This window comes from Acetonema longum DSM 6540, assembly GCF_000219125.1.
Classification (GTDB): Bacteria; Bacillota; Negativicutes; order Sporomusales; family Acetonemataceae; genus Acetonema; species Acetonema longum.
The window spans coordinates 1-16,545 of the sequence record NZ_AFGF01000211.1; the positions used below are offsets into that span (position 1 = coordinate 1).

General features: G+C 46.1%; 18 protein-coding genes and 2 other annotated features. Of the genes, 3 read left to right on the plus strand and 15 right to left on the minus strand.

Annotated features, from left to right (window positions below):
- Nucleotides 1-16 precede the first annotated feature (16 nt).
- From ALO_RS16870 to cuyB, 12 genes are all read right to left on the minus strand, one after another.
- Nucleotides 17-1,018: an ABC transporter substrate-binding protein gene (locus tag ALO_RS16870; protein WP_004098421.1), complete on the minus strand. Its 1,002-nt coding sequence runs from the start codon at nt 1,016-1,018 to the stop codon at nt 17-19.
- A 105-nt stretch (nt 1,019-1,123) separates the two neighbouring features.
- Nucleotides 1,124-1,337: a binding site (T-box leader), on the minus strand.
- Between the two features lie 73 nt (nt 1,338-1,410).
- Nucleotides 1,411-2,202 (minus strand): ABC transporter ATP-binding protein, encoded by a 792-nt coding sequence (locus ALO_RS16875; RefSeq protein WP_004098422.1) that lies wholly within the window; start codon nt 2,200-2,202, stop codon nt 1,411-1,413.
- A gap of 1 nt (nt 2,203) precedes the next feature.
- Nucleotides 2,204-3,082, minus strand: a complete 879-nt coding sequence (locus ALO_RS16880; protein ID WP_004098423.1) for an ABC transporter permease — start codon at nt 3,080-3,082, stop codon at nt 2,204-2,206.
- 103 nt (nt 3,083-3,185) lie between these two features.
- Nucleotides 3,186-4,187 (minus strand): ABC transporter substrate-binding protein, encoded by a 1,002-nt coding sequence (locus ALO_RS16885; RefSeq protein ID WP_004098424.1) that lies wholly within the window; start codon nt 4,185-4,187, stop codon nt 3,186-3,188.
- A 107-nt stretch (nt 4,188-4,294) separates the two neighbouring features.
- Nucleotides 4,295-4,506 (minus strand) — a binding site (T-box leader).
- Between the two features lie 140 nt (nt 4,507-4,646).
- Nucleotides 4,647-5,321, minus strand: coding sequence for a hypothetical protein (locus ALO_RS16890; protein ID WP_004098426.1), 675 nt, complete (start codon nt 5,319-5,321; stop codon nt 4,647-4,649).
- Entirely contained in the window at nt 5,321-6,286 is a 966-nt protein-coding gene (locus ALO_RS16895; protein WP_004098428.1) for a DUF1858 domain-containing protein, read from the minus strand. Before ALO_RS16895 ends, ALO_RS16890 begins: the two co-directional genes overlap by 1 nt.
- 169 nt (nt 6,287-6,455) lie before the next feature.
- Complete coding sequence (locus tag ALO_RS16900; protein ID WP_004098430.1) at nt 6,456-7,142, minus strand: Crp/Fnr family transcriptional regulator; 687 nt, start codon at nt 7,140-7,142, stop codon at nt 6,456-6,458.
- Between the two features lie 196 nt (nt 7,143-7,338).
- A complete protein-coding gene (locus ALO_RS16905; protein WP_004098432.1) occupies nt 7,339-7,695 on the minus strand; it encodes a YbaK/EbsC family protein in 357 nt (118 codons plus the stop codon).
- Nucleotides 7,696-7,816: 121 nt separating this feature from the next.
- Nucleotides 7,817-8,800: a tryptophan--tRNA ligase gene (gene trpS / locus ALO_RS16910; protein ID WP_004098433.1), complete on the minus strand. Its 984-nt coding sequence runs from the start codon at nt 8,798-8,800 to the stop codon at nt 7,817-7,819.
- A 359-nt stretch (nt 8,801-9,159) separates the two neighbouring features.
- Nucleotides 9,160-10,119, minus strand: coding sequence for a DMT family transporter (locus tag ALO_RS16915; protein WP_004098434.1), 960 nt, complete (start codon nt 10,117-10,119; stop codon nt 9,160-9,162).
- Nucleotides 10,120-10,152: 33 nt separating this feature from the next.
- Nucleotides 10,153-11,013, minus strand: a complete 861-nt coding sequence (locus ALO_RS16920; protein WP_004098435.1) for a Cof-type HAD-IIB family hydrolase — start codon at nt 11,011-11,013, stop codon at nt 10,153-10,155.
- A 154-nt stretch (nt 11,014-11,167) separates the two neighbouring features.
- The gene (gene cuyB / locus ALO_RS16925; RefSeq protein WP_004098437.1) at nt 11,168-11,881 is read right to left on the minus strand and encodes a cysteate racemase; all 714 of its coding nucleotides are present in this window, start codon (nt 11,879-11,881) and stop codon (nt 11,168-11,170) included.
- A 131-nt stretch (nt 11,882-12,012) separates the two neighbouring features.
- Here cuyB and ALO_RS16930 point away from each other — a divergent pair, with 131 nt between their 5' ends.
- On the plus strand, nt 12,013-12,978 hold the full coding sequence (locus ALO_RS16930; protein WP_004098438.1) for a LysR family transcriptional regulator: 966 nt from the start codon (nt 12,013-12,015) through the stop codon (nt 12,976-12,978).
- A gap of 11 nt (nt 12,979-12,989) precedes the next feature.
- Here the strand turns inward: ALO_RS16930 and ALO_RS16935 are convergent, their stop codons facing one another.
- From ALO_RS16935 to ALO_RS16945, 3 genes are all read right to left on the minus strand, one after another.
- A complete protein-coding gene (locus ALO_RS16935; RefSeq protein WP_004098439.1) occupies nt 12,990-13,427 on the minus strand; it encodes a GNAT family N-acetyltransferase in 438 nt (145 codons plus the stop codon).
- Between the two features lie 196 nt (nt 13,428-13,623).
- The gene (locus ALO_RS16940) at nt 13,624-14,205 is read right to left on the minus strand and encodes a nitroreductase family protein (protein ID WP_004098440.1); all 582 of its coding nucleotides are present in this window, start codon (nt 14,203-14,205) and stop codon (nt 13,624-13,626) included.
- Between the two features lie 42 nt (nt 14,206-14,247).
- Nucleotides 14,248-15,084: an MBL fold metallo-hydrolase gene (locus tag ALO_RS16945; RefSeq protein WP_004098441.1), complete on the minus strand. Its 837-nt coding sequence runs from the start codon at nt 15,082-15,084 to the stop codon at nt 14,248-14,250.
- 191 nt (nt 15,085-15,275) lie between these two features.
- Between ALO_RS16945 and ALO_RS16950 the strand changes: the two genes are divergently transcribed.
- Together ALO_RS16950 and ALO_RS16955 are read left to right on the plus strand one after the other, a co-directional pair.
- The gene (locus ALO_RS16950) at nt 15,276-15,860 is read left to right on the plus strand and encodes a bifunctional transcriptional activator/DNA repair enzyme AdaA (protein ID WP_004098442.1); all 585 of its coding nucleotides are present in this window, start codon (nt 15,276-15,278) and stop codon (nt 15,858-15,860) included.
- The gene (locus ALO_RS16955) at nt 15,857-16,324 is read left to right on the plus strand and encodes a methylated-DNA--[protein]-cysteine S-methyltransferase (RefSeq protein WP_004098443.1); all 468 of its coding nucleotides are present in this window, start codon (nt 15,857-15,859) and stop codon (nt 16,322-16,324) included. Before ALO_RS16950 ends, ALO_RS16955 begins: the two co-directional genes overlap by 4 nt.
- Nucleotides 16,325-16,545: the final 221 nt, after the last annotated feature.

Here is a 16,545-nt window from a genome sequence, read left to right on the forward strand (position 1 = left end):
TTTGTTGTGAATCTGTTTATTCAACCGCTTTCCTCAGTTCTTCCGGTATGACCAGTCCAATCGCCCGGGCGGCTTCCTGATTGATAACAATCTTTACATCCTCTTGTGAACCGATGGGCATATCCGCCGGCTTTGACTTGCCGGCAAGGATGTCGGCCGCCATTTCACCGGCCTGGAAACCAAGTTGATAGAAATTGACCGAAGCGCCCGCCGTTGCGCCCCCCTTCTTAATCGGGGCTTCATCGCCGATGAATACCGGTATCTTCGCCGGTATGGTGATCTTGACAATATTGGGCATGGCGGAAGCAATATTGTTATCGGTCGGACAATAGATGAAGTCCACTTTGCCAATTAAACTTTGAACCGCCTGTTGAATATCATTGACGTTGGTAACGGTGGCTTCTATTACAGCCAGCCCGTTTGCCGCAGCGTATTCTTGCATCGCCTTGACTTGAATCTGAGCATTCACTTCACTGGAGGTATATAACGCTCCCACTGTTTTGGCCTGTGGCAGCAGTTTCAGCGCCAAATCAATCTGCCTTTGGGGAGGATTGTGATTGGTCGTCCCGGTCACATTGCCGCCGGGCTTTTCTATGGATTGAACCAGTTTGGCTGTCTTGTAATCCACAATCGCCGCTCCCACAATGGGAATGGTTTTGGTTTCATTGGCGACAATCTGCGCTGCCGGGGTCGCAATGGCGAAAATCAAATCCACTTTGTTATTCACAAACCGCTGGCTGATGGTTTTTAAATTGGCTTGGTCCCCCTGGGCATTCTGCTGATCAATTTTGATGTTGACCCCATCTTTGTAGCCTCTGGACGCCAACCCGTCCACAAACCCACGGTTAGAATCGTCCAAGGCGCCATGCTGTACGAGCTGCAGAACGCCGATCCGGTAGACCTTGCCGGTTTCTCCGCCGGCTTCCTTTTTCTCGCCGCCGCAACCGGCAAAAAGACTCATTGTTAACACGACGACTATTGCCAAGGCCATCATTTCCTTTTGACACTTGCTGAACATACCGCCACCCATCCCTCCAAATAAAAATCGTCCCTTAAAAAGGGACGACGGACGTGCATCGCGGTACCACCCTAGTTATCCGTCGAAAATAAAAAGGGCGCTACCGCAAGGGACGGAATGCTCCGCGGTACCACCCTAATAATCTCGAATCAGATCAACTCATAGCACATTAACGAGCGCCACTCCGGCTCAGCCTACTGTCGTTCAGCCTCGCAGTTCAGGAAGGTATTTCAGTCTATGTCGCCAACCGGTTCGCACCAGCCACCGGCTCTCTGGATGGTGTAGCCATAAACCTACTTATTTCCGTCATTACTATTCACCATTTAATATTGATATTGATTTTACTTGCAATCCTTCATTTTGTCAATAGTGATTTTTTCCTCTGGCTTATTTCAACCCAGCACCATGCTGTCGCTGGCTCCATTGCCGCCGGAATGCTCGAAAGCGTCTAACAAGTCATGAACTGTGGTCTTGGCTTTTTCCTCCCCGTGAATGTCCAGCAAAATTTCTCCGTCATTCAGCATCAGCAATCTATTGCCAAATCGCAGTGCATCCCGCATATTATGAGTAATCATCAGGGTTGTCAGGCCACTTGTCTCCACAATATTCCTGGTCAGAGCCAATACCTTTTCCGCGGTTTTGGGGTCCAAGGCGGCAGTATGTTCGTCTAATAACAGCAGTTTAGGCCTTCTCAGGGTCGCCATCAGCAGTGTGATCGCCTGTCTCTGACCGCCGGATAAGGTCCCCATCCGGCTTTTCAACCGGTCTTCCAGACCGAGATCCAATTTAGCCAGTTTTTCTTTGAATTCCACAAATTCATCACCTCGAAAACCCCATCGCAGATGCAATTTTTGGCCCCTCCGGGCGGCCATCGCCAAATTTTCTTCCACCATCATGCCCGCAGCCGTCCCCAGCATGGGGTCCTGAAATACCCTGCCGATATAGGCGGCCCGTTTATGCTCGGCCATTTCGGTTACATCCATATTATCAATGTAAATCTTCCCACTGTCTACTTGAAACACGCCGGCAATAGAGTTCAAGAGGGTGCTTTTCCCTGCCCCGTTGCCGCCAATGACCGTGATAAAATCACCCGGCTTCATTTCCAGGCTTACATTTTTCAAAGCCAGCTTCTCATTCACTGTGCCGGCGAAGAAGGTTTTGCTGATACCGTCTACCCGCAACATTTTACCCCACCTTCCTGCTATCCCATTTGTCTTTAAATAAGGGCATGGATAAAGCAATCGCAACCAAAATCGCTGTGAACAGTTTCAGGTCATTTGGCGGCATACCCAGATACAATACAGCCGCGATGACAATACGGTAAGCAATGGATCCAAGCACAACGGAAATCAGGGGGTTTTTAACGCTCCTTGAGCCAAACAGCACTTCCCCAATGATAACGGAGGCCAGGCCAATGACGATAGTGCCTACGCCCATGCCAACATCGGCAAAGCCGTTGTCCTGGGCGATAAAGGCTCCCGCTACAGCTACCAGTCCGTTGCTGATTATCAGCCCCAGCAGCAGCATGGCATCCGTATTGACTCCCATCGCCCGTATCATCTGCGGGTTATTGCCGGTAGCCCGCAAAGCCATCCCGATTTCTGTGCCAAAAAAACAGTATAACAGGACTGGAATCAATATGGCGATGATAAGACCAACCAGGAAAGTAATCATATTGGGTGATAAATTCAGGAACGTTAACGATGTATAGACCGTATCAATATTTAACAAGGATAAGTTCGCTTTTCCCATAATTCGTAAATTCACTGAATATAACGCAATCATCGTCAAAATACCGGCTAGCAAGGCGGGTATTTTCAGTTTTGTATGCAGCAGCCCGGTGACGGCGCCGGCCAGCATCCCGGCTGCGCCTGCCGCAAAGATAGCAGCTGCGGGGCTATGATTTTCCATCAACAGTACCGCCGCTATAGCGCCTCCCAGCGGAAAGCTGCCTTCCACGCTTAAATCGGCAATATGCAGCGTGCGGAAAGTCAAATATAGACCTACAGCCATCACCGACCAAAGCAGCCCTTGGGCTACAGTAGAAACCATTAAATCACCCATGTATCGTGCCTCCCATGTATTAAAACATGCTGCCGGGAGACAGCATGTAATTGCTCTCACCGCTTAGCCAGAGGGTTCTCTCCAAACCGTTCCGGTATGGTCTTTATTGAGCTTCTTTCATCAGTTCTTCCGGTATGCTTAGACCAATCGCTTTAGCCGCTTCCTGGTTGATAATAACCCTTACCTCTTCTTGCGAGCCAATCGGCATATCTGCTGGTTTTGACTTGCCCGAAAGTATATCAGCCGTCATTTCGCCGGCCTGGAAACCGAGTTTATAAAAATTGACAGAGATACCCGCTGTTCCGCCCCGTTTAACCATAGTTTCATCGCCGACAAAAACCGGTATCTTTGCCGGGACTGTAATCTTGGCAACATTGGCCATAGCGGAAGCGATAGTATTATCGGTCGGACAATAGATGAAATCCACTTTGCCAAGCAAGCTCTGCGCCGCCTGTTGAATATCATTGACATTCGTAACAGTCGCTTCAATAACGGTCAATCCTTTTTCCGCGGCGTATTCTTTCATTGCCTTGACTTGCAGCTGAGCATTCAACTCACTGGAGGTATATAACGCCCCCACTGTTTTTGCCTTTGGAACCAGCTTCAGCGCCAGATCGATCTGTCTCTGCGGCGGATTGTGATTGGTCGTCCCGGTCACATTGCCGCCGGGTTTTTCATTGGATTGAACCAGCCTGGCCGTTTTATAATCCACAATCGCCGCCCCCACAATCGGGATCGTTTTTGTTTCATTGGCAACAATCTGCGCTGCCGGAGTCGCAATAGCGAAAATTAAATCTACTTTGTTATTCACAAACCGCTGGCTGATGGTCTTTAGATTGGACTGATCCCCCTGCGCGTTCTGCTGGTCGATTTGAATATTGGCACCGTCTTTATAACCCCTGGCCGCCAGTCCGTCCACAAAGCCTTTGTTAGAGTCGTCCAAAGCGCCGTGCTGCACCAGTTGCAGCACACCAACCCGGTAGACTTTGCCTTTTTCCGCACCCGCTTCTTTTTTCTCATCACCGCAGCCGGCAAGAGCGCTCATCGCTAATACCGCTGCGATTGCTAAAGCGATTACCTTTTTCTGACGTAAAACTTTCAGCACCGTTCATCCATCCTTTTCTCATAAAAAATCGTCCCTTAAAAAGGGACGACGGACGTGCATCGCGGTACCACCCTAGTTATCCGTCGAAAATAAAAAAGGCGCTACCGCAAGGGGACGGAATGCTCCGCGGTACCACCCTAATAATCTCGAATCAGATCAACTCATAGCACATTAACGAGCGCCACTCCGGCTCAGCCTACTGTCGTTCAGCCTCGCAGTTCGGGAATGAACTTCGACCTATACCGCCAACTGATTCGCACCAGCCATCAGCTCTCTGTTTAGCAAGTATACATCTACTTTTTTCCGTCTTCACTTTTATATATTAAGTTAATCACTATTATACAAACGATCTGCTGTTTTGTCAATAATTTTAACAAAACACCAATATCAAATCGTTATTATTACAACTCATTCGCACTAATCGAAAACATTCTTCCTCTACGACAGAACACTTTGCATTCAGCACCCGGTACGGTAAATTTCAAACCGGTTGACCGGACCGCCGGCCGCCTTGTCGGCCAGTTGGCGGAATAAGAAGGCCGAATTGGCATGGACGACAAATTCTTTCAGCCAGGCCCGATAAAAATTACTCATTGTCCCACTATCAACGCCGGCCCGCTTCCAGTTTGCTTCCTGCTGGCATACACCCGTTTCCCACAGTATGCGATGATCCTCAGAGGTCACCACCATGTCGTCCTGATCGCAGGGCATCCCGTTGAGGTAATAGTCATTTAGAGCGGTATATATGCCAGGCGCGGCAGCCAGATCATATTTTCCTTTTGCTTTGGCGTCTTCCCCGGCCAGTTTGCCGCACTCGGCGAAGGCCTGGGCTATCAGATCTTCGGCGGTGCTGCCGCAGGCATCGAGCAGCCCTTTGATGAAAGCGGCTTCCCTGGACTCGGCGACATTGATCTGGCGCTGCAGCCAGCCATGGATGTTGCTGGGATCAAGGAGTTCGCTCAGATCCGTATCCGGCAGCGGCTCACCGTAGGTCTGCCAGGCTTGCTCCCTGATTTCTTCCGCTGTGTCGCCGCACATTTCATATGCTTTCTGGTAAACATGTTCTTCCCGCCGGATGACCAGACGGATTTTGCTGTAGAGCCAATAATGGATCGGGCCGATAAATGCGCTCATTATTTTTCACTCCCTGTTATAGTTTGGTTTAATGCCTCTATCAGTTCTTCAACATCGATTCCATGAATTCCGGCCGCTTTTTCCAACGCTTCACCGGTGGATGACGGGCAGCCGAGACAGCCCATGCCGAAACCACGGAGCACCGGGACGGTCTGAGGGTATACCCGGATGATGTCGGCGATGACACTGTCCGCAGTGATTTTATCCCCGAAGACCAACTTGCCTTCAGTCAGGCCGCCGGGCCGGGGAATCATCTGTTCTTCCGCCGAGTAGGGTTTGGGCACGTCTGCGGATGGGGTATGATGGCTGAACTCCGCCAAAACGTCACTTTTAAATTTTTCGAAACTGATCCGGTCAATGAACTGGCCGACCCGTTCGATATCAGCATTTTTCTGGTAGTAGGCCACAATGATTTCAACGATTCGCAGTGTGTCATCGTAATTGAGACCGGTAATGAGCTGATCTCCCAGCCGGGGATGGGATCCGGCGCTGCCGCCTACATAGACATCCCAGCCTTCGTCAGTGCCGATTATGCCAATATCCTTGATAATTGCCTCGGAGCAGGAATTGAGGCAGCCGGAAACCCCCAGCTTCATCCGGGATGGCATTTCCTTTTTTATGTACCGCCGGTCCAGTTCCAACCCCAACTTGATGCTGTCCTGCTTGCCCCGCTTGCAAAATGCAATTCCCGGGCAAATCTTCACGCTGCGGACACAATTGGCGAAACCCAGAGCCGGCTGCATTCCCAGGTCACTCCATATGGTATCAATGTCCTCGGCTTTGAGTCCGGTAATCATGATGCGCTGGGCGGAAGTCAGCTTGAGAATGCCGTTATACTTCCTGGCAACATGGACATATTTCTCCAGCACTTCAGGTTTTATGAAACCGCCCGGCAGATGGGGCGTGATGGCATATGTCCTTTTCCCGTTGTGGATTTTCTGCAGATTGGCTCCTTTAGGCAGCATCGTCATTCCTCCTAGCCGTTTGCTTTGTTGCTTTCTGATTTTATATTACCCTTTTGACGTAATTTTTACTGTGACTTGCGTCACAGGCCGCTGTGATTTTCACAACACGGCAAAAAGTCTGATCACCGGCGGATTAGCCGATAAATCAGACTTGTCGGTCTCCTGAATGCTACATCTGATTCTCATAATACTGCCGTAAGCCATCCTGATCCAGAATAACAATATGGCGTTCATCTGCATCCAGCACTTTATCCTTTTTCATGATGCTGAATACACGGCTGGCTGTTTCCCTGGTGGTCCCGGCCAGATTGGCAACGTCCTGCCTGGTCATGTCCAGATCTATCTCCAGACCCCGCGCTGTTTTCCTGCCGTAACGGCGGGCCAGCCCCTCCAGGGTCTGGGCGATCTTGGCGTAACTGTCGGAAAAGGCAAGGGACTTGATCTTCATTTGAATGAACCGGATTTTCCTGCTCATAACCTTGATGATGTGCAGGGCAATTCGCGGGTGGCCGACAAGGATTGCCTCCAGCTTGTCATTGCGAATGACGCCTACACAGGAGTCTTCCAACGCAATAGCGGTTGCCGGATAAGCTTCATCATTGAACAGCAGAACCTCAGCAAAAACCTCACCTGGCCCCAATATGTTGATGATGTGCTCCCGACCATCAACAGAGGCCTTGACGATCTTGACCTTGCCGGTCTTGATGTAATGAAATCCTTCACCGGGTTCCCCTTCTATGAAAATGGTTCCGTTCTTTTTATATTTTCGTTCTATGGTTACTTGGTTGATCATGGCCAAATCTCCAGGCGCCAGATCCTCAAACCCGGGGATATTTCTTAGATAAGCAAAATCCATTGACCGCTCCTCCCCTAACTATGCCGTTTATCTATCTAAGTCAATACGATAAAAAGGAATTACCTATTCAAATTCACACATAACAATAGCATTTCTATGATCCTCAACCATTTTTATGATATCTTCAAAAGCAAGGAAAACCGTCGCGGTATTTTGCACCGGATGTATGCCAATTTGCTGTCCCCGCAAACTATTATCAAATACGGCCACGACCATTCTTCCGTGTATTGTTCAGGATTCCGACAGGAGTTACACAGCCCCTTTTTAGCAGCAGCATTTTCCAGAGCTCTTGTTCGCTGGCAAGGCACAGTCTGCGGCTGTTAATCTTAGCACGCAGGATTTTCAAATTGACTGTTTTATGTCCCGGCACTGTAACGAGGAAATAGTCGTTCTTTCTATCATCGCTCAAAAAAAGATTCTTTGCAATTTGCTTCTTGTACGGAATATTCAATGTATCCAATTCTTCAATGGAATTAACTGCGGGGTGATCGTAAACCTCATAAATAAAATTGTATTTATCCAAAAGAGCGTAAGTCCCTTTTTTCTCTAGCATTTCAATCTCCTTATCGGCCATTTTTGATTGAATCTATGTCAAAAATGATCTAGTTGCTCTTGAGGAAGCTCTCCATCATACACATGGCAGACACTTGTTGGAGGATACTTTAACATTACTATCAGATTATAATTTTCATTGCCTTTTTTACATTGCTCATGGTCTCAGCGCCGATTTCATTGGCTCGACTTGTGCCACATACAATCAAATCCCTGACTTCGCCTTGGTGATTTTCGAAATACCTTCTGCGCTCACGGAATGGATCAAGCATTTGGTTAAGCCTAATGGAAAGAGTTTTTTTACAAGCGACACAGCCAATTTTCGCATTCCTGCACATATCACAGATATTCTCATATTCGTCAACATTAAACGCTTTATGATATTTGTTTACCATGCAAATATCAGGATTACCCCTATTAGCCACAGAAATTCTATTCATATCGGTAAGTGCTGACTTTACTTTTGCTGTAACAGTTTCTGCATCATCGGATAAATAAATGGCATTACCTAAACTTTTTCCCATTTTACTGTTGCCATCAAGACCGGGAAGACGTGGCGTGGCGCTCAGCAGTTCTTTTGGCACTTTTAATGTTTCACCATACAAATCATTAAATCTGCGGACGATTTTTCTCGCTTGCTCCATGTGAGGCAACTGATCATCCCCTACAGGCACAAGATCGGCATTACAAAATGTTATATCTGCCGTCTGGCTTATAGGATAGCCTAAAAATCCATATGTCAAATCATCATATCCGTATTGCATAGCTTCGCTTTTTATTGTTGGGTTGTGTCTGAGTGAATTGACCGAAACCAGCATCGAATAAAAAACGGTCAGTTCAGCAATAGCAGGAACTTGCGACTGTTGAACAAATGTAATTTTATTGGGGTCAAGCCCTACGGAAAGATTATCGATGGCAATATTATAGATGCTTGAATTGATAAGTTCGGGATTATTAAAGTGTGTAGTGAGTGCCTGTATATCGGCAAGAAGAATAAAGGTATCATATTCATCTTGCAACTTCACGCGGTTTTGCAAGCTCCCTACAAAGTGCCCTAAGTGAAGTTTTCCAGTTGTTCTGTCGCCAGTTAAAATACGTTTTTTCATCATCAAATTCCTTTCAAAATTATTTTCTGATTTTTATCTTACCAACTATTACTGTTGTTTCAAACAAAAAACTTCTGTCCATAAGGACAGAAGTTTATCTGCAAGCCACTTAATGGTACGCACTATCATGCGTTCCCCGTGTTACGACCGGAGTTTTCCGTCAACGCCTACTAAGTAAAATGCTTTTCAGGTTGCCCTCATAAGTCCATTCGTCATTACTTGAAATGCTGCACTTCCAGCACCTGCAGCTCTCTAAAATTTCGCTGTAATGATTACTACTCTTAATCAACGGTTTTAGAATATTGAGTTTTAATTAGTATATCACAGACCCATGAGAAATTAAACTGCATAAATAGCCCCTAAGAACATGTTCCATGCGGGATTGAAATTGAACTGGATTTATTAGTGGCCAGAAGAACCACCGCGGAAAAAATCAGGATGCAGCCGATAATTTTTTCAATCGTGATTGTCTCTTGTAAAAACAATCCCCCGCAAATCATACTCGTTATCGGCTCAAACAAACACAGAATCGCTGCCGTGGAAGCTCCCAGATATTTGATTCCCAATTGCAATAGCAGCACGGCGAGAAACGATGCTAAAATAGCGAGCGTAACCATATAGAGATAGGCTTTCAACGGTAAGAGCAGGACAATCTTTCCCGTCGGAATATTATAAAGCAACATAAAAATCGACACCGAAATCGCCATATAAAATGTAACCATCCAAGAATTCCGCTGGTCCAGTCTCTTCTTTTCCATGGCAACCATATAGATTGCATAGGTCAATCCCGAGACCCCCGCTATCACAAGGCCGGTTATCTGACTGGCGGCCTTTAAATCAAAAAAACATAACATGCCGGCGCCGGCAATTAGCAGAACCATTATTTTTCGCAAGCTCAACCGTTCTTTAAAAAAGATGCGGCAGATGAGACAAACAAATACCGGATACAAAAAATGCAAAGTTGTAGCGGCGCCAATTCCTACATAAGGATAAGACATATAAAGTAAAAGTGTCGTTATGCCCCCGCCGATTATCCCATATAGAGCAATATCACGCAGTACCGGCCAGGGCAGGGAAAGGGGTATCTTTTTCAGATAAAGCGGCAGAAACAAAGCGGGAATCGCAAAAAGATTCCGGAAAAATGTTACGGTTTCAGGCGTGCCGCCCAGGCTATAAGTAAGGGAGGTTAGCACGGGAGTCACGCCAAATAAAACAGCTGACAAAGTTGTTAATAGAATACCTTTATAGGTATTGGCGGCTAAACGGGACTTGCTGCCGTTCTCATCCTGCATCAAGCCTTTTGCAGTACCATCAGTCACAGAAAATTTCATCCCTTTTATAGAAAATAGAATTTATAGTTTGAGCAGCTTGTTAATGATATGGGCTACTCCGTTTTGGTCATTCGACAGAGATACATGCTTGCAGATCTTTTTCACATCTTCTTCGGCATTGCCGATGGCAACGCTGATCCCCACCCGCTCCAACATGGAAATATCATTATAATTATCACCGATTGCCATGACTTCGTTCATAGGAAGATGCAAATGATTCGTCAGCTTCTCCAGGGCCTTTCCCTTGGAAACCGTTGGGTTAATCAGTTCGAAAATATCCCTGCCGGCGATACTTAACGCTAAGCCCGGATATGCGCCGAAATACTCCCTGCCTCGGCGCAGCTTCTCCTGATCGAAGGTTATTGAGGTAATGCTGCCAAAAGCCAAACCTTGTTCCAAAAGATCGTCCAATTTATCAATCAGGGTCCTGCCGTCCATTTTTTGATATATTTGAATCACCTGCTGAACTCTTCCCGCAGTGACATCAGGAATCAGTGATTTGGCAGCATGAAAATCGTTGGAAAGAATATCTGCCGTACTGGCCGGAATATAGGAATGCCTATCGGTACACAGATTATAAAAATAATGATTATCCGTGAGCCAAGTTATCGCATTTTTAACATGGCTTTTATCGATCCCTACACCTAAAAGCTGTTCTCCATCTTTCGTATAGGCAAACGCCCCATGGTTAGAGATGATGTGAGGGTTAAACCCGGCTCTTTGGCATAATCCCCGCGCATTCTCGTATATCCGCCCTGTAGCAATGGCGATTTCCACCCCTTGCCGCTGCGCCGCCATTAACGCCGCAGCATTTCCCGGACTGATTTCCCGGTTGGAATTAAGCAACGTACCGTCCATATCCGTAACAATTAATTTCAACATACATCACCTTCGCAGCTTTAGCCATTATTTCAGCCTTAATTTATGCTGTTAGTATACAGTTCTAAATAAACTGCAAGAACTCCTGTTAAAGCCGTAAATGGTTTACAGGAGTTCTTGGGTTGCGTTTATCAGCCAATGTAAGACGCAGCGCAGGTCAAACGGCTAAATTTCTTGCCACTAAGGGTTTACCCACAAACTGAATGGCCGCTGCTGCCAATACCGTAGTCGGATCAATCGCCGGCCGGTCAATGCGGTAGATTTCAAATGCAATCGGCAGTTCGGTACACCCTAGTATCAATATTTCCGCGCCTCGCGCAAATAATCCGTCGATTGTATCGTAAAATCTGCCCAGGTCGATATTTCTATTCGCGCCCTTTATGCCATTATAAATAACATCCATTACGCTCGCCTGATCCGAGAGGGAAGGAATCACTGCCTCTATACCGGCTTGCGCCAATACCGCATGATAGACCCCGGATTGAAGAGTCCCATCCGTTGCCAGCAAGCCAATCCGCTTTATACCTCTTTTTTGTATGGCCTCAGCCGTCAGCTGCAACATATTTAATAGCGGGACATCGAAGAAAGGCGTAATTCTATCGTAAAAATAGTGGGCTGTATTACACGGCATGACTAACACATTCGCTCCCATTGACTGCAGACGGATACCGCTTCTCACGATTTCGGGAACGGGATCTTCCCCCTTCCCTAATATCGCCTTGGTCCTGTCAGGAATATTAGTATTACAGTCTATGAAAATATGAATATGATCCTGATCGGATTTGGCGTCTGTCATCGTAATAATTTTATTAAATAAATCACAGGTAGCTGCCGCTCCCATACCGCCGAGAATGCCGATGGCCTTTCTCATTGTCTCATCCCCCTACTGTGTAACATCGTCATCCCTCATTTGATTTCATTATAGATTTTGGATAAAATATAATCAAATACGTCTATTAGTATAAATAATATAATCATTTGATTATATTCAGGAGAGATTGTATGTTTAAAGGAAAAGAATATATTTATGAAGTGTATAAAGAAAAGAGTTTCACCAAAGCCGCTCAAAACCTATATATCAGCCAACCCGCCCTCAGTGCGGCAATCAAAAAAATTGAAAACCGCATCGGCTGCTCCATCTTCGATCGCAGCAGCAAAGCGGTTCGTTTAACAGACGCAGGCGCAGAATATATAAAAGCCGCCGAGACCATTATGGATATAGAAAACCGCTTTGAAAACTATCTGAGCAATTTAAATCAGCTGAAAACAGGACGCCTTTCTATCGGTGCCAGCAATGTTTTTGCTTCTTTTATTGTACCGGCGATCATAACAGCATTCAACGACAAGTATCCTGCCATCAAGGTCACTCTTATCGAGGCCGCTTCCGCCCGGTTGGAAGAACTGTTATTTGCCGGCACACTGGACTTTGTACTGGATAATTACCCCTTAGACGAAACAATCTACGAAAAGCATTTGTTCTGCAGCGAGAATCTCATTCTTACCGTGCCTCCCAAGCTGCTTTCGAATCATCTTGCGCGGGAATATCAACTATCAATCGATGATATTTGCCAGGGAAAACATTTAGATCCGGCAACAAAAGCCGTGCCCTTCTCCATTTTTGCCCATGAGCCGTTCATTTTCTTACGAGCAGGCAATGACACGCGAATACGCGCTGATAAAGTTTTTCAAGAAAACGGCCTCATTCCTAAAATCGTTTTAGAATTAGATCAGCTGGCCACAGCGTATAACGTTGCCTGCTACGGCATGGGAGCTGCTATCATCAGCGATACATTGGCCCAAAAAGCCAACCGTAATTCTACGATGTTATATTACAAAATAAACAGCCCTCATACATTTCGCAATGTATTCTTCTATAATAAACAAAATAAATACATCACCAAAGCTATGGAGGAATTTGTAAGAATAGCTCCTAAAACAGTAATTGGTACTGTCACTAGCCATTTATAACGCCGCAAATATTATAAATACTTTTTAAACCCTTGAACCATACCCTTGGCATACCCGATAGACTCGTAGAATGCATGAGCTTCCGCCCTCTTCGCCAAGGAAGTAAGCATAATAAAATAACAATTTTTGTCCCGGGCATAGTCTTCCAAATAGCCCACCAATTGTTTCGCGACTCCTTGCCGCCGGCTGTTTCGGCGGACGATCAGATTTTCCAGCACCATAAAGGGCTGACATTGACCCACGATGTCCAGGCATAAGATTCCCATCACGCTGCCCAGTAATTGTCCCCGCTCGCTCTTGGCGCCGATGAGAATATAATTAGGATCACTACAAATTTTATCAAGTATGATTTTAAGTTGCGGCATATGAGGTTTCTTTCCGGTAAGCTCCTCGCCCAATGCCGCCAGCTGTTCCATATCTGCCGCTTCTATATTCACGATTGTAACCATACCTTATTTCTCTCCTCCTCAAACTTTCTACTTCAAAGTATAATGATTGCGGCAAGAAAATAAATATAAAGATTCTAATAAACAAATGATAATAAAGTACAAGAAACTAACAGGGGGGCGCTGAACGTTTTAACAAAAACGCAACGCGCCCCCTTTAGTATTGGCACTCGACATATGTAATTGTCTTTTACCGCAGCTAACGAATAATGTGTATGACATTTTTACGCGGAGCCGCCGGCTTGGATTCCCCTGCCGCATAACCCATAACAACCGATCCATACACAATATGGTGTTCCGGAACATCCAAGTCTGTTAAAAGTTCACGAATAAGAGGTAAATGAGTCAATCCCGGCAATTGATTTAACCAGCAGGAACCGATACCAATGGAATGTGCTGCCAGCATCATATTGCCGATGGCTAAAGCTGAATCCGGCATGGAGTTCCCATTATCCTTTAAGTTTGAGACAATAATAAAGGTAGGTGCATGATACAGGAAGTCCGCATTCTCGTCTTTTGCTTTTTCAATCAGGCTCATAACATACGGGTGGATTTCCGGCACAATCGGAATAGATAAAAGGGTTTGACGGATAGCCTCATTAACTTTTTTAAGCGTAGTCGCATTTTGGATAGCCGTGAATTTCCAGTCCTGCAGTCCCATTCCGTTCGGGGCGTAGCTTCCTGCCACAAGAATGGTATTTAAATCTTCCTCCGGTATTTGATCTTTCTTGAAAGCACGAATGCTTCTTCTTGTTAATATGTTTTCTAGTATATCATTCATTTTCATTCTCCTTTTAAAATAAATTGTATCCACCATGCGCATTCAAAATTCAATGACCGTGCTGACAAAGGCAGGAATAAATTTCTTGCCAAAACGAGCCTTCAGTTCGGCCATCATATCGAATCCAGTGCAGTGATTGGCGGCAATGAAATTGGGTGAATACTGTTCCAGCATTGCAAGAGTCAGTTCCTGTTGTTCTTGGGAAACCGGCCCCAGATGCGTCCCACCTATCCAACCGGCCAATTTTGTCTGTTCCGTCAGTTCCATTCCGCGGGTAACGGCATTGACCAGACCGGAATGGGTGCAGCCGCCGATGACCACTAAACCCTGTTCCCCTGAATAATACAGCACTGTATCATCTCGCACAATATCCTGACAATCGCAACCCTGGACATCGGGAATAACCAGTTTGGCATCGCCCATTTCGAAGCCGGTTACGCGAGGGATGCCGCCACTAAGCCAAAGCTTGGGGGCGATCTCCATTGGTTCATCAGCAAAAATCCAATCAACGCCAAGCATATCCGTTTCTTCTTTTGTGAAAGGCAAACCAGCATAACTTCGGCGGCCATTTGCCACCGCATAGCGCTTTTTGAATATCCCACTGTGAGCGTACACAGGAACCGGCTTGCGCCGATGTCTTAACAGGCACGGCAATCCCCCTGTATGGTCATAATGTCCGTGACTGATTGCTATGGCGTCAAGTTCCCGAGAATGAACTCCCAGGAGACTTAGATTATGGACTACAGCCCCGGATTGCCCGGTATCAATGAGTATTTTTTGCGTACCGGTTTCAAGCAGAAGTGACAGTCCGTGCTCACCAACAAAGGGTCCCTTAGCGCCGGCAGGCACCGAATTCTCAATGACAACGGTTACCTTCATGGCTATCCCCCCTAATTTTAAATTCAAGAAAGCTTTCTGCAGAAATTTTCTAAATTCCTTTGAAGATCATTATAGAACACTTGCAGTCACTGGCGATACCGAATTACATCATAAAAACAAGCAAGACTTATGCCGGCATGGTATTCTATAATTAAGTGAGGCAGCTTGAAATAGTACGGGAGTTGAAAACGATGGGGCATTCGGAGGATGAGCTCTGGCAGGCAGTCATAAACTGTGACGAACGCCTTGACGGAGAATTTTTCTACGGAGTCAAAACAGTTGGCGTCTATTGCCGTCCTTCCTGCAAGTCAAGAACCCCTCTCAGGAAGAATGTCCACTATTTCAAAACCCGCCCAGAAGCTGAAAAGGCAGGTTTTAGGCCATGTAAGCGCTGCCGCCCCGATCTGTTTGATTATGACCCTATGTTAAAAATCGCCAGTCAGACAAAAGCATTAATCGATGATTATTACCGGGAAAGGGAACGGCTGAAAGAAGAAATGAAACATCTCGGAGTATCCGCCAATCATCTGTCAGTCATTTTCAAACGGCACTATGGCGTGCCGCCTAAAGATTATCTGAATCAAAAACGTATTGAATCTGCGAAAAAGCTGCTCGCCGAAACAGCCCTGCCTATCATCGAAATCGCTGAAGATATAGGATTTGACAGCTTGTCCGCTTTTTATGGATTCTTCAGGAGACAGACGGGAACCACGCCCAACAGCTATCGCCGTGAACATAGAACTGCAAAAAAAGCTACAGAGGAGCATGTATCGTGAAGAATATATGGTATTTAGATTTCCCCATCGGAAAAATCGGGATTGCCGAAGATGACGGCGCCATATCTCATATTCTATTTGAGAATGAGCAGAAACTTGAAGATTATGAACTGGCTGAAACTGCGCTGATACAAAAGGCAGCCCGGCAGTTAAACGAATATTTTGCCGGTAAAAGAATGGTATTCGATTTGCCGGTCCGGTTAGATGGCACCCATTTTCAAAAATCAGTGTGGGAAGCTCTGCAGACTATTCCCGCCGGTAAAGTTCGCAGTTATAAAGACATTGCTGTCATGATCGGCAATCCTAAAGCCACCCGGGCTGTAGGCATGGCCAATAACCGCAATCCCATTCCGATCATTGTCCCCTGTCACCGTGTGATCGGGGCTAACGGCAGTTTGACCGGATATGCAGGCGGTCTTGCGATTAAACAGTATCTGTTGGATTTAGAGAAACAGCCTGTCTGATACTATCGCCAAAAATTCACTTGACAAACATCTTTATGGATTATATAGTAAGAACCGGTAGAAATATTAGGCAAAAGGAATGCTTGCTATGTTGGTAATGAATCATTTTAAGGTGAACCGAATTTAATAGTCTTTTTTCAGACAACCACACGCCTAATATTTTTATTACGGCACGATAGGTTATCGTGTTTTTTGTGCCCTTTACAGGTAGGATATATGTA

Excerpts from the sequence above, each read along its gene's own strand:
- ALO_RS16870 (WP_004098421.1), bottom strand. The coding sequence starts at position 1,018 with ATGTTCAGCAAGTGTCAAAAGGAAATGATGGCCTTGGCAATAGTCGTC.
- ALO_RS16930 (WP_004098438.1), top strand. The coding sequence starts at position 12,013 with ATGTTTAAAGGAAAAGAATATATTTATGAAGTGTATAAAGAAAAGAGT.
- ALO_RS16935 (WP_004098439.1), bottom strand. The coding sequence starts at position 13,427 with ATGGTTACAATCGTGAATATAGAAGCGGCAGATATGGAACAGCTGGCG.
- ALO_RS16900 (WP_004098430.1), bottom strand. The coding sequence starts at position 7,142 with ATGGATTTTGCTTATCTAAGAAATATCCCCGGGTTTGAGGATCTGGCG.
- ALO_RS16940 (WP_004098440.1), bottom strand. The coding sequence starts at position 14,205 with ATGAATGATATACTAGAAAACATATTAACAAGAAGAAGCATTCGTGCT.
- ALO_RS16895 (WP_004098428.1), bottom strand. The coding sequence starts at position 6,286 with ATGCTGCCTAAAGGAGCCAATCTGCAGAAAATCCACAACGGGAAAAGG.
- ALO_RS16880 (WP_004098423.1), bottom strand. The coding sequence starts at position 3,082 with ATGGGTGATTTAATGGTTTCTACTGTAGCCCAAGGGCTGCTTTGGTCG.
- trpS (WP_004098433.1), bottom strand. The coding sequence starts at position 8,800 with ATGAAAAAACGTATTTTAACTGGCGACAGAACAACTGGAAAACTTCAC.
- ALO_RS16945 (WP_004098441.1), bottom strand. The coding sequence starts at position 15,084 with ATGAAGGTAACCGTTGTCATTGAGAATTCGGTGCCTGCCGGCGCTAAG.
- ALO_RS16905 (WP_004098432.1), bottom strand. The coding sequence starts at position 7,695 with ATGCTAGAGAAAAAAGGGACTTACGCTCTTTTGGATAAATACAATTTT.
- ALO_RS16950 (WP_004098442.1), top strand. The coding sequence starts at position 15,276 with ATGGGGCATTCGGAGGATGAGCTCTGGCAGGCAGTCATAAACTGTGAC.
- ALO_RS16920 (WP_004098435.1), bottom strand. The coding sequence starts at position 11,013 with ATGTTGAAATTAATTGTTACGGATATGGACGGTACGTTGCTTAATTCC.
- cuyB (WP_004098437.1), bottom strand. The coding sequence starts at position 11,881 with ATGAGAAAGGCCATCGGCATTCTCGGCGGTATGGGAGCGGCAGCTACC.
- ALO_RS16890 (WP_004098426.1), bottom strand. The coding sequence starts at position 5,321 with ATGAGCGCATTTATCGGCCCGATCCATTATTGGCTCTACAGCAAAATC.
- ALO_RS16875 (WP_004098422.1), bottom strand. The coding sequence starts at position 2,202 with ATGTTGCGGGTAGACGGTATCAGCAAAACCTTCTTCGCCGGCACAGTG.